Origin of the sequence: Sinorhizobium fredii NGR234 (assembly GCF_000018545.1) — a bacterium.
Taxonomy (GTDB): Bacteria; Pseudomonadota; Alphaproteobacteria; order Rhizobiales; family Rhizobiaceae; genus Sinorhizobium; species Sinorhizobium fredii_A.
On sequence record NC_012586.1, the window covers coordinates 749,149 to 761,649 of the forward strand.

The following is a 12,501-nucleotide window of genomic DNA, read 5'->3' on the forward strand; positions in this document are numbered from 1 at the left end:
GGAGGGGAGGAACACGATGGCGGAGCCATTGCTTACAATTCATGGCGTCACCAAGCACTTCGGTCCGGTGAAGGCGCTGACGGACGTTGATTTCACACTTGAGCAAGGTGAGATCCATGCGCTCTGCGGCGAGAACGGCGCCGGAAAGTCGACGCTGATGAACATCATCGCCGGAGTACTGCAGCCGACCCAGGGCGAGATCCGCATGGACGGCAAAGCCGTGCGAATCTCCTCGCCTGCCGTCGCCCAATCGCTCGGCATCGGCCTCGTGCATCAGGAAATCGCGCTCTGCCCGGACGTGACGGTTGCGGAAAACATGTTCATGGCGGCGACCAACCGCCGCCGCGTTCCCTTCATGAACTACAGCGCGCTCGAACGCGATGCGCAGGCGGTAATGAACCGGCTTGCCGCAATCGACGTCGCCCGTAAGGTTGCGGAGCTGTCGATCTCCAGCCAGCAGCTCGTCGAGATCGCCAAGGCTCTGACGCTCGACTGCCGGGTACTGATCCTGGACGAGCCGACCGCAGCGCTGACCGAAAGCGAGGCACAGCAGCTCTTTTCGATTATCCGCGACCTCAAGGCGAACGGCATATCGATCATCTATATCAGTCATCGCATGGCCGAGATATTCAGCCTCTGCGACCGGGTCACCGTGTTGCGCGACGGCCGTTACGTCTGTACCGATCGCATTGCCGAGATCACGCCGGACGACGTGGTACGCCGCATGGTGGGGCGCGAGATCAGGCAGCTCTACCCCGAAAAGCTCAGGCCGGGTGAGGCGCCCGGGGAGACGATCTTTGAGGTGGACGACATCGGGGACGGCGAGCGGTTCCATGGCATCAGCTTCGCGCTGCGCAAGGGCGAGATTCTTGGCATCGGCGGCCTGATCGGATCCGGCCGCACGGAAATCGCCGAGGGCATCTGCGGGCTTCGAGCGCGCACGGCGGGCATGGTACGCGTGCGCGGCGAAGCGCAGAAGATCAATTCCTATTCCGATGCCGTGCACGCCGGGATCGTCTATCTGTCGGAGGACCGCAAGGGCTCTGGCGTGTTTCTGGAGATGTCGATCGCGCAGAATATTTCCGTGCTGGATCTGAAGCCGCTGACCAATTCCGCTGGCCTGATGAACACACGTGCGGAAGCTGCTCTTGCCGAGGGGTTCGCCCGGCGGCTTGCGGTGCGGATGGCCGGTATCGAGGCACCCGTAAAATCGCTCTCCGGTGGTAACCAGCAGAAGGTCGCGATCGCCAAGCAGCTCGCGGTGAAACCGAAAGTCATCCTGATGGACGAGCCGACACGCGGCATCGATGTCGGCGCGAAGGCGGAGATTCACCGCCTGCTGCGCGAGCTTGCGCGCTCGGGCATCGGCATCGTCGTCATCTCTTCGGAAATGCCGGAACTACTCGGGCTCTCGGACCGCGTACTCGTCGTCCGGGAGGGGCGCATCGCTGGGGAGCTCGGCGTCGACGAGATGACGGAGGAGGCTGTGATCCGCCTCGCCTCGGGGGTGGGAACGGCAAGGGCGGCAAGCCATGCAGCGTGACGAGAAAATGGGAGGGACGGGAATGGCAATCGACACGATGGTGGCAGGTGCGCCGAAGACATCGTCCTGGAAGCGCATAGGCAGGATGCGCGAGGCGGGGCTGATCGCGATCATCCTTGCACTCTGCGTGATGATGAGCTTTGCCTCGCCGCATTTTCTGACACTAGGCAACTTCCGCGCCATGCTGATGAGCTTTTCGGTCGAAGGAATCGTCGTTGTGGGCATGACGATCCTGCTCATCGTCGGCGGCATCGATCTCGCGGTTGGCTCCGTCGTCTGCTTTGCGATGGTGTTCTCGGGTTCGCTCTTTCTAGCCGGCGTTGACCCTTGGACGGCCTCTCTTGTAGGCATTGCCGCAAGCAGCGTGATCGGCGGCATCATGGGTTTCTTCGTGACGATCGTGGGCCTGAACCATTTCATTACGTCGCTCGCCGCCATGGTGATCGTGCGCGGGCTTTGTCTCATCATCACAAAGGGCACGCCGCTTTCGCTCTTCACACTGCCTTCGGGCTTCAAGGCGGTGGGGCAGGGCACGCTTTACGGCGTTCCCTATGTCATCCTGATCTTCATCGCCGTCGTCATCCTGTTTGACTTCCTGCTGCGCCAGGCAACCGCCTTCCGCAAGGTCTTCTACACCGGCAGCAACGAGAAGGCGGCGCTCTATTCCGGCATCAAGACCAATTGGGTGAAATTCTGGGTGACGGTGCTCTGCTCGACGCTCGCCGGTGTGGCGGGAGCCATCTACATGTCCCGTTTCGGTGCCGCGACTCCCACTTTCGGCGTCGGCATGGAACTGAACATCATTGCGGCGGCGGTAATTGGTGGCGCCTCGCTAAACGGCGGCTCCGGCACGATCCTCGGCGCCATCCTCGGCATAGCGCTTCTCTCTGTCGTCACCAGTTCGCTGATCCTGCTCGACGTGTCCGTCTATTGGCAGGACATGATCAAGGGGTGCATTCTGCTCGCTGCTGTTTCAATCGACCATTTTCTGCACAAGCGGAAGGCCGCCTGACATGCCGATCACAAAACTGAAACCCAGGACGACAGTACCGCGCGAGGAGATCGTCATTGCCCGCCAGATGCACCAGGCGCTCGTCCTGCACTATATGGAAGGCTTGACGCAGGCACAGATTGCCGACCAGCTCGGCATCTCGCAGGCCACCGTCAACCGCCTCATCAAGCGCGGGCGCCAGCTTGGTCTCGTCGAGATCAAGATCAAGTCTCCGGTCGAGCCGCTGGTCGACATGGAGGAACGCCTGCGCGGGCTCGGCGGGATCAGCCGAGCGGTCGTGGTTCCGGCGGTCTCCGACAATCCGCAGATCGCACTCCAGGCGGTCGGCGAGGCGGCGGCCCGCCTGCTGACCCAGGAGATCGGCGACGGCGACACAATCTGCATCACCGGCGGCAAGGGGGTGAGCGCCGTCGTCGCCGGCCTGCAGCCGCCGCGCCGCTTTGATGTCGAGGTGATTCCGGCAACGGGCTGCGTGCAGGGCAAGCACTATACCGATGTCAACCATGTTTCGACCCTGATGGCCGAGCGGCTCGGGGGGCGCTCCTACCAGATCCACGCGCCGCTCTTCGCGGACGATGCCGAGCAGCGGGAAATGCTGATCAACATGCGTTCCGTGGCCGACGTCTTCAAACGGGCGCGCGAGGCGAAGGTGGCGGTGGTCGGCATCGGCTCGATCCTGACGGACGACTCGAGCTACTACGATCTGCATCCGTCTTCCAGCACCGACCGGGCAACGATTGAACGCTCGGGCGCGACTTGCGAGCTGCTCGCCCACCTGCTCGACCGGCGGGGCCAGGTTTGCGAGTACAGCCTCAACCGATCGCTGGTATCGCTGACGCTTGAGGAATTCGCCTTGATCCCGACCAAGATCGGCGTTGCCAGCGGGCCGAACAAGGCGGGCCCAATTCTCAGCGTCATGCGGGGCAACCATCTCGACACGCTCGTCACCGACGAGGCGACCGGCGCGCGTATTCTTGAAATTGCGTCCGAGGAAGGATTTTCCGCATGAGCGGTGAGCAGCTAACCCGCGAGATCGGACGCTCCGGCGTCAGGGCATCGGCCGTCGGCCTCGGTACCTGGGCGATCGGCGGCTGGATGTGGGGCGGAACGGATGAGGCGGAATCCATTGCCGCCATTCACGCTTCGCTCGATGCCGGCGTTACCCTTATCGACACCGCGCCGGCCTATGGCCTCGGCCGGTCGGAAGAGATCGTCGGCAAGGCGATCGCGGGCCGCCGCGACAAGGCGGTGATCGCCACGAAATGCGGCCTCGTGTGGCACATGCAGGAAGGCAGCCACTTCTTCGACCAGGACGGCAAGCCGGTCCATCGTTATCTCGGTCGGGACTCGATCATCCATGAGGTTGAGCAAAGCCTGCGGCGGCTCGGCACAGATCATATCGACCTCTACATCACCCACTGGCAGGACGCGACGACGCCCATCGAGGAGACGGTCGCGGCGATGGAGGACCTGAAGCGGGCCGGCAAGATCCGCGCGATCGGCGCCAGCAACGTCAACCGCTCGGAACTGGAGCAGTACATCAACACCGGGTCGCTCGACGCGATCCAGGAGCGGTACAGCATGATCGATCGCCAGATCGAGGCGGACCTGCTGCCCCTCACCATTGCCAATCGGGTGTCTACGCTCAGCTACTCTTCGCTGGCGCTCGGCCTGCTCTCCGGCACGATCAGGTCGGACCGGGTCTTTTCGGGCGACGACCAGCGCAAGGACAATCCGAGATTTTCCGTCGCCAACCGGCAGAAGGCGAAGGAATTCGCCGAGGCGATTCGGCCCGTCGCCGAGCGGCATGGTGCCAGTATCGCGCAGACGGTAATCGCGTGGACGCTCGGTCAGCCAGGCGTGACCTTCGCGCTGTGCGGCGCGCGAAATCCGTCGCAGGCGCTCGACAATGCGCGGGCCGGAACGCTGCGGCTTGCCGATGAAGACCTGGCAGCTATCGAAACGGCCGTTTCGGCGAAGCTGGCCCACATGGACGGATAACGGATCGTCATGATGAACCGGAAAGAGATATTGGACGGGCTCCGCCACAGCCCGACGGTAGACGTGTGCGTCCTCGGCGGCGGCATCAACGGGATCAGCGTCTTTCGCGAGCTTGCGCTGCAGGGCGTGAGCGTGCTGCTGGTCGAAAAGCGCGACTATTGCTCCGGCGCGAGCGCTGCCCTCTCGCGCATGGTCCATGGCGGTCTGCGCTATCTCGAGAATGGTGAGTTTAGTCTGGTGCAGGAGTCGCTCGTCGAGCGCGATCGGTTACTGCACAACGCCCCGCACTATGTCGCGCCGCTGCCGACCACCGTGCCAATCTTCGCTACCTTCTCCGGTCTCGCCAATGGCGTCGTCCGTTTTCTCGGCCTCACTCGCCGTCCCAGCCGTCGGGGTGCCGTCGCCATCAAGGCCGGTCTTGGCATCTACGATTTCCTGGCGCGCAAGCGGGCGCTGCTGCCGCGCCACCAGTTCCGCGGCCGCAAGTCGACGCAGAAAAAATGGCCGGCGCTCAATCCGGCGATCTGCGGCTCCGCGACCTATCATGATGCTTGGGTCAGCCATCCCGAACGGATCGGCATCGAGCTGTTGCGCGACGCTCTGTCTGCCGGGGCGAATGCCGGTGCCTTGAACTACGCGACGATCGAACGGGCCGATGCCGGGGAAATCCTGCTTCATGACAAGCTTTCTGGAGAAAAATTCCCGATACGGTCGCGGCTGGTCATCAATGCCACCGGCGGCTGGATTGATATGGCAAACGGCACGCTGTTTCCTGCAGATGACCGACCCGCTCCGCTGATGGGTGGCACGAAGGGCTCGCATCTGATCGTCGACAATCCGGCACTTCACGACCTGCTGGACGGGCACATGATCTACTACGAGAACGAGGACGGCCGCATCTGCATCCTGTTTCCCTATCTCGGAAAGGTACTGGTTGGCTCGACGGATATCCGCGTCGAAGATCCCGATGCGGTGCGGTGCGAGGCCGAAGAGCGGGACTATATCCTGCAATCGCTCGCCTTCGTGCTGCCGGGGGTGCGCATCCGCCCGGAAGAGATCGTCTTTCAGTTCGCCGGCGTACGACCGCTGCCGGCCAGCAAGGACAGCTTCACCGGCCGCATTCCGCGTGACCATTTCTGCACCCTGCTCGAGGGCCGCGACGGCGTGCCGCCGGTGCTCTGTATGATCGGCGGCAAGTGGACGACTTTCCGCTCCTTCGGTGAACTCGCCGCCGAGATCGCGCTGGAAGCGCTTGGCCGGGGCCGCCGCCTCGACACGGCGGATCGCGCTTTCGGCGGTGGACGCGCATTTCCGAAAGACCGGAGCGGCTGGATCCGGAACTTGTCGAAATCGACAGGCCTTTCCGTGGATCGCGCCGCAGCGCTTTTCAAGCGCTATGGCACGGACGCGAAGGACGTCGCCCGCTTCATTATGGCGGGGCCGGACCATCCCTTGCCTCACGCCAACTATAGTGCTCGGGAGCTTCTCTATCTCATCGGCAAGGAGGCGGTCGAGCATCTGGACGACCTGCTCATCCGGCGCACCACACTTGCCATCACCGGCGAGCTTTCCCTCGCTATGACCGAAGCCGCGCTCGACCTGCTTGCAGCCGAAAAGGATTGGCCGGAGCTGCGCAAGGCCGAGGAGCGCAGTCGCTTTCTCACCCTCATGCGCGACCGCCACGGCGTCGCGGAGGCAACCCTTTCCGCCAGGAACGAACAAAGGAGTGAATTATGCGAGACAACCGCAAGGTCCGGATGAACCGGCTGTTGGGGAGAGGCCGTTGCCTGGACGTGGCGATCGATCACGGTGTGTGCAACGAGCCGTCTTTCCTCGATGGGCTGGAGAATATGCCAGCCGTCGTAAAGGCGCTGGTCGATGCCAGACCTGACGCGATCCAGATGAACTACGGCCAGGCCGACCTGTTGCAAGACATTCCCGGTAAGGACAAGCCGGCGCTCGTCATGCGCATCGACATGGGCAATCCCTATAACCGCATCCGCCATCGCGACATGTGGGCGGTATTGCAGAACGAGGCAGAGCCGCTGGTCGGCGCATTGCAGATGGATGCCGCCTGCGTGGTGGTCAACCTCTTCATGCTGCCGGACGAACCCGATCTCTTCCGCCAATGCGTTCAGAACATTTCGCGCGTGCGGGCAGACTGCGAAAAATACGGCATGCCGCTGATGATCGAACCGCTCGTCATGCAGCCTGTGACGGAGCGCGGTGGCTACATGGTCGACGGCGATGCGGGAAAGATCGTCACGTTGACGCGGCTTGCCCGCGAGATGGGGGCCGACATCGTCAAGGCGGACCCGACGACGAATGTGGAGGATTTTCATCGCGTCGTGGAGGCGGCGCGCTGCCCTGTTCTGGTGCGCGGTGGCGGCAAGGAAGACTTGCGGGCCGTCTTCGACAAATCGGCCGCCTTGATGCGGCAGGGCGCTATGGGCATGGTCTACGGGCGCAACATCTACCAGCACGACAACCCGAGCGCCGTTGTGCGCGGCCTGATGGCGATCGTGCACGAGGATGCGCGCGGCGAGCACGCCTTCGCACTCTATCAGCAAGGGTGAGGCGCGACACGAACCTTGGGAGGGGTTCAGAATGCAACAGTATCTGCTGGGCCTCGACGCCGGCAACACCGTTATCAAGGCGGTGATCTTCGACCACACAGGCAGGGAAGTGGCGCATGCCGGGGAGGAGGGCCATAGCCGAATGCCCTTCCCCGGCCATGTCGAGCGTGATGTCGGCGAACTCTGGGCGAATGCCAAGCGCGTCATTCGTGCCTGCCTTGACAAAGCGCGGATTGCCCCGACCGACATCGCTGCGATTGGTTGCGCCGGTCACGGCAACGGGCTCTATGCGCTCGACCGGCAGGGCGAGCCGCTTCTCGGCATCCAGTCGCTAGACACGCGGGCGACCGCCCTCGTCGGGGAATGGTCAAGGGACGGCGTCGGTGACCGAACGTATCCGATCGCCCGCCAGCGCCCATGGTCCTCGCAGACGCCGACGCTGCTCGCCTGGCTGAAGCGCAATCGGCCCGACCTCTTCAAGCGCATCGGCACGGTGTTCTTTTCAAAGGATTTCGTCGTCAACCGCCTGACGGGAAGCCGCGTCAGCGAGGTCTCGGACATGTCCGGCGCCGGCCTCCTCGACCTCGCTAGCCGCCGCTACGATGAGACCCTGATGGACGCCTACGGGCTCGCCGATTGCATGGACCTGCTGCCGCCGCTCATCGAAAGCGCCGACATCGCCGGCACGGTCACGGAAAGGGTGGCGCAGGAAACCGGGCTTGCCACCGGCACACCGGTGATCGGGGGGCTCTTCGATGTCGTCGCCTCGGCGCTCGGTTCCGGCGTCTCGCGCACCGGCAGCGCCTCGATCATTGCGGGCACATGGAGCATCAACCAGGTCATCATCGACCGTCCCGACCTCGACGGCCCCGTATTCATGTCCTCGACCTTCGACCGCACCCGCTTCATGGCGATGGAAAACAGCGCCACCTCTGCTGTCAATCTCGAATGGCTGGTGCGGGAGTTCTTTGAGGGCGAGCATGCGGAGAGTGTGTCGCCCTTCGACGCCTGCTGCGCGCTGGCGGCTGGCGTCGAACCCGCCGCGGACGATCCGCTCTACCACCCTTATCTCTACGGCGCCCAGCAGGACGGCTACGCGAGGGCCGGTTTCTACGGAATTGCCGGCTGGCACGGAAAGGGGCATCTAATCCGTGCCCTGCTCGAAGGCGTCGCCTTCGGCCACCGCCAGCATATCGAGACGATCCGCAACGCGGGGGCCAGATTCGACGAGGCGGTGCTGTCCGGTGGAGGTTCGCGCAGCCGATTCTGGCCGCAGGTCTTTGCCGATGTGCTCGGCGTACCGGTGTCCGTCTCGGCCTCGCGGGAAACGGGGGCGCTGGGTGCCGCGATCGCCGCGGGAACGGGCGTCGGCCTCTTTGCCGATTTCGCGGAAGGCGCGGCTGCCATGGTGCGGGTCGACCGGCACTATGAACCGAACGGCGCGCTCGTCGCGCACTACGACCGCCGTTACGCGCTCTGCAAAGACATCACTGAAGCCATGGCGCCGCTTTGGCGGCGGCTTTCTGCACAGAAAAAGACGGCAACGGGGGTGGCGGCGTGACCATGCATGTAAACGAAACGCCGGTCGACGAGGGCAGTTACGATTTCATCATCGTCGGTGCCGGTTCCGCCGGCTGTGTGTTGGCAAACCGGCTCTCGGCCGATCCGAAGAACCGGGTTCTCCTGCTCGAAGCAGGCGGCTCTGACCGCTACCATTGGGTGCATGTGCCGATCGGCTATCTCTACTGCATGGGCAATCCGCGCACCGACTGGCTGATGAAGACGGCACCTGAGGCCGGCCTCAACGGCCGGAGATTGAATTATCCGCGCGGCAAGGTGCTCGGCGGCTGCTCGTCGATCAACGGCATGATCTACATGCGCGGCCAGGCTGCCGACTATGACGGCTGGCGACAGGCGGGCAATGGCGGTTGGGGCTGGGACGACGTGCTGCCCTATTTCCTGAAGTCGGAGAACAATTACCGCGGCAAGTCCGCCGTGCATGGGGCAGGAGGCGAGTGGCGCGTCGAGCGCCAGCGCCTCTCGTGGCCGATCCTAGACGCCTTCCGCGATGCGGCGGAAGAGCTCGGGATTCCGAAGACTGATGACTTCAACGATGGTGATAACGAGGGTTCCGGCTATTTCGAGGTCAACCAGCGCGGCGGCGTGCGCTGGAACACAACAAAAGCGTTCCTGCGGCCGGCAATGAAGCGCAAGAATCTGCGCGTCCTGACCGGGGCCGAGACCGAAAGGCTGATTTTCGACGGCATGATGGTCACCGGCGTGCGTTTCCGCATTGGCGGCCGCCTCTGCTTCGCTCATGCTTCGCGTGAAGTGGTGCTGTCTGCGGGTGCCATCAACTCGCCGAAAATCCTGGAGCTGTCGGGCATCGGTCGGCCGGACCTGCTCTCCGCCGTCGGCATTCCCGTCCATCACGAACTTCAGGGTGTCGGTGAGAACCTTCAGGACCACCTGCAGATCCGCACCGTCTTCAGGGTCGAGGGCGCGCGCACACTGAACCAGCTCTATCACAGCCTCTTCAGCCGCGCCGGCATGGGGCTGCAGTACGCCATCAGCCGATCCGGCCCGCTTTCCATGGCACCGAGCCAGCTCGGGATCTTCGCCAAGAGCGATCCGGCCGTCGCGACGGCCGATCTCGAATATCACGTTCAGCCGCTCAGCACGGACCGGCTCGGAGAGCCCTTGCATCGCTATCCCGCCGTCACCGTATCCGTCTGCAATCTCCGGCCGGAAAGCCGCGGCACCGTACACGTCACCGTGCGTGATGCGGCACCGCCACCTGAAATCCGCCCGAACTATCTCTCCACCGCCGGCGACCGATTGCTTGCGGCGAAGTCCATCCGCCACGCCCGCAGCCTCATGGAAACGAAGGCGCTCGCGCAATTCCGGCCGCAGGAAATGCTGCCCGGCCGAGAGCACGATAGCGATGAGGATCTTATCCGCCGCGCCGGCGACATTGCGACGACCATCTTTCACCCCGTCGGTACCTGCAAGATGGGAAGTGACCCTATGGCCGTGGTGGACGCGGAGCTGCGTGTGCACGGCATCGAACGATTGCGCGTCGTCGACGCCTCCATCATGCCGACGATTGTGTCCGGCAACACGAACTCGCCGGTGATCATGATCGCGGAGAAGGCATCAGAAGCCATTCTGAGGCGGTTATGAGAATTACTCGAGACGTGCTTGCTTGGAGGCGACTTGGAGCACAGCCACGGCGCTGGAGCCCGCACTCGGAAGTTATGGGGGCTACGTCGAAACCGGTCGCTTGACGAATAATAGAGCTTGGCTTGATAACCCGCTCGGCGATCGCCGGCGTCACCTTTGACCCGGTGGCAGTGCCATGACGGCACCCCGCAGCAAACGTTCGCCTTTTGCAATGGCAGGTCGGCGGTCATTCGACAAATCGGCGATTCACCTGCAAACGTCGTTATGCGAAGTAATGGGGGATAACAGCATATAGCAACAAACGCCGTTTGGAGTCCGGCCCTGAGGCCCCTGGGTTGAGGCGCGCGCTGGGCCGGTCAAGCAGATGACTCTTCCCGCGGCTTGCGACGAAATCCCCAGCCATCGACATATTTGTCGATCAGATCGCCGAGGACCCTGTCCGATTCCCATGGATCGCAGCCCTGGGCATTCAACCCCTCGAGGACCGCCTCTTCAATAAGGTTCATCCGACGAGGATTGCCTTACACGCCGTGCCGACGATCAGCAAGCGGAGTGCCACCCCGGCGATGTCGTCGCGCCTTCTTTTGCTGGTCGCGATAGGCCCGTTGCCGCTGGCGCTGTTCCCGCAGATGTACGCTCTTCGGCTTTGTCATTCCCGCCCCTCTGCAACGCCGTTCGCAGCTGAATCGCGAGTGTTGGGGTAGGAATCACGAGCAATCGCCCGAGAATCGAGGGCTGCAAGCGATGAATCGAAAGGGGAATGCAATATCGCGGCTTAGGGGGACGCGACCTCAACTACTCCCGCTCCATCCGCCGCAAAAAGCCGGATGGTCAGATGAATCTGAGGGGGTCAAAATTGGACGCCGATTACTCCGCCAAGACCCCGCCAAGGGGTCAAATTTGCGTGCCGAAACACACAGGCTGGCACCGCAATATCGCTGCATCGTGCCGTGGACGGCATTTTGCGAGTACGAGGACACAAAGCCGAAGAAGACGGCGCGGTGGTTCTCACTCGACCCGAGCGAGCCGGCTGCCTTCTTCGCGGGGATCTGGACTCCCTGGAACGGAGAGCGCGGTTCTATGAAAAACCCGCGCGCCGGCGAACACGAGCCATTCGACTTTCTGACCTGCGATGCCAACGAGATTGTGAAGCCGATTCATCCGAAGGCCCTGCCGGTCACCCCTGACGGCGCCTGCAGAAATCGAGCTCTGGCTCACTGCGGAGTGGAAGGAAGCAAAGCAACTGCAGAGACCATTCCCTACAGATGCTATGATGCTGCTGCCAGTTGGACGGGACGAGGAGGCGATCCTCATCTAACGTTCCATCGATGGTAGATTTCCGCGGTTGCGCCTGGCAAGGTTCATTTTGCAATCGCCGAAAGGAATATTTTCTCTAACGACGAAAGGGGCACACTCGTGGCTTCGGGAACGGTAAAGTGGTTCAACAGCACCAAAGGCTTCGGCTTCATAGCACCTGACGACGGCTCGCCGGATGTTTTCGTCCATATTTCGGCGGTAGAGCGTGCCGGGCTCTCGACTCTCAAGGAAGGTCAAAAGGTAAGTTTCGAAGCTACCCAGGATCGCCGATCGGGCAAGACGTCCGCGGATAATCTTCGCGCACTCTGATCGATGATGCGGCTCGAAGACCGGGCGAGGGCAATCACACGGGACGTGCACGCTCTCTGGCTCGCGGCCGCGATCTTCGTACGCCGTGGTACGCAAAGGCATTCGCCTTCGCCATAGCTGCCTATGCGCTCTCGCTCATCGATCTGATCCCCGATATTATTCCGCCCTGGATACCTCGACGATGCGATCCTCCTGCCTCTGGCAATTTGCTGGCGGTTCGGTTACCGGCAGGCGGAGCATCGGGAGACTGCTGCTGCCGACGCGGAAAAGCCCCTTAGTCGCGGTGGCGCCATTTTCATAGTGGCGCTTTGGGTCCTGGCTGCCGTGTCGATTCAATGGTCGTTCATGCCGACTGCTGCAAAATAGACTCCCTTCGAAGCTGGTACCTATAGCGGCAAATACCATCAGTACTGGACGCGCTTTGCGATGTTCGGATACGCTGCTCCCGGTCGGTAGCTTCGCCGCCGAATGCAGCGCCCGACAGTTCTGGTCAGCGGCGATAGCAACGCATAACGGTCCTCCGCGATGGGTTCCGCAGACGCTTGCCCTTCCTACAATTG

Annotated in this window: 10 protein-coding genes and 1 pseudogene; all 11 read left to right on the top strand. The window is 62.8% G+C overall.

The window, feature by feature from the left end; genetic code table 11:
- Positions 1-16 precede the first annotated feature (16 nt).
- The 11 genes and pseudogenes from NGR_RS03630 (at position 17) to NGR_RS32860 (ending at position 12,307) form a co-directional block, all read left to right on the top strand.
- Positions 17-1,543 carry a sugar ABC transporter ATP-binding protein gene (locus NGR_RS03630; RefSeq protein WP_015886870.1) on the top strand — a complete coding sequence of 509 codons (1,527 nt, stop codon included), beginning with the start codon at positions 17-19 and terminating at the stop codon, positions 1,541-1,543.
- A 22-nt stretch (positions 1,544-1,565) separates the two neighbouring features.
- Positions 1,566-2,555, top strand: a complete 990-nt coding sequence (locus tag NGR_RS03635) for an ABC transporter permease (protein ID WP_164923854.1) — start codon at positions 1,566-1,568, stop codon at positions 2,553-2,555.
- Between the two features lies 1 nt (position 2,556).
- Complete coding sequence (locus NGR_RS03640; protein ID WP_015886872.1) at positions 2,557-3,564, top strand: sugar-binding transcriptional regulator; 1,008 nt, start codon at positions 2,557-2,559, stop codon at positions 3,562-3,564.
- Positions 3,561-4,556 carry an aldo/keto reductase gene (locus tag NGR_RS03645; RefSeq protein ID WP_015886873.1) on the top strand — a complete coding sequence of 332 codons (996 nt, stop codon included), beginning with the start codon at positions 3,561-3,563 and terminating at the stop codon, positions 4,554-4,556. Before NGR_RS03640 ends, NGR_RS03645 begins: the two co-directional genes overlap by 4 nt.
- Positions 4,557-4,568: 12 nt before the next feature.
- Positions 4,569-6,317: a glycerol-3-phosphate dehydrogenase/oxidase gene (locus NGR_RS03650; RefSeq protein ID WP_164924059.1), complete on the top strand. Its 1,749-nt coding sequence runs from the start codon at positions 4,569-4,571 to the stop codon at positions 6,315-6,317.
- Positions 6,290-7,132, top strand: a complete 843-nt coding sequence (locus NGR_RS03655) for a class I fructose-bisphosphate aldolase (RefSeq protein ID WP_015886875.1) — start codon at positions 6,290-6,292, stop codon at positions 7,130-7,132. The genes NGR_RS03650 and NGR_RS03655 overlap by 28 nt, the downstream gene beginning before the upstream one ends.
- Before the next feature lie 31 nt (positions 7,133-7,163).
- Positions 7,164-8,693 (top strand): FGGY-family carbohydrate kinase, encoded by a 1,530-nt coding sequence (locus NGR_RS03660; RefSeq protein ID WP_015886876.1) that lies wholly within the window; start codon positions 7,164-7,166, stop codon positions 8,691-8,693.
- Positions 8,694-8,695: 2 nt separating this feature from the next.
- Positions 8,696-10,315: a GMC family oxidoreductase gene (locus NGR_RS03665; RefSeq protein WP_015886877.1), complete on the top strand. Its 1,620-nt coding sequence runs from the start codon at positions 8,696-8,698 to the stop codon at positions 10,313-10,315.
- A gap of 744 nt (positions 10,316-11,059) precedes the next feature.
- Positions 11,060-11,650, top strand: coding sequence for an SOS response-associated peptidase family protein (locus NGR_RS03670; RefSeq protein WP_015886879.1), 591 nt, complete (start codon positions 11,060-11,062; stop codon positions 11,648-11,650).
- An 81-nt stretch (positions 11,651-11,731) separates the two neighbouring features.
- Entirely contained in the window at positions 11,732-11,941 is a 210-nt protein-coding gene (locus NGR_RS03675; protein ID WP_015886880.1) for a cold-shock protein, read from the top strand.
- A gap of 3 nt (positions 11,942-11,944) precedes the next feature.
- Positions 11,945-12,307, top strand: a pseudogene (locus NGR_RS32860) (YkvA family protein).
- Positions 12,308-12,501 lie beyond the last annotated feature (194 nt).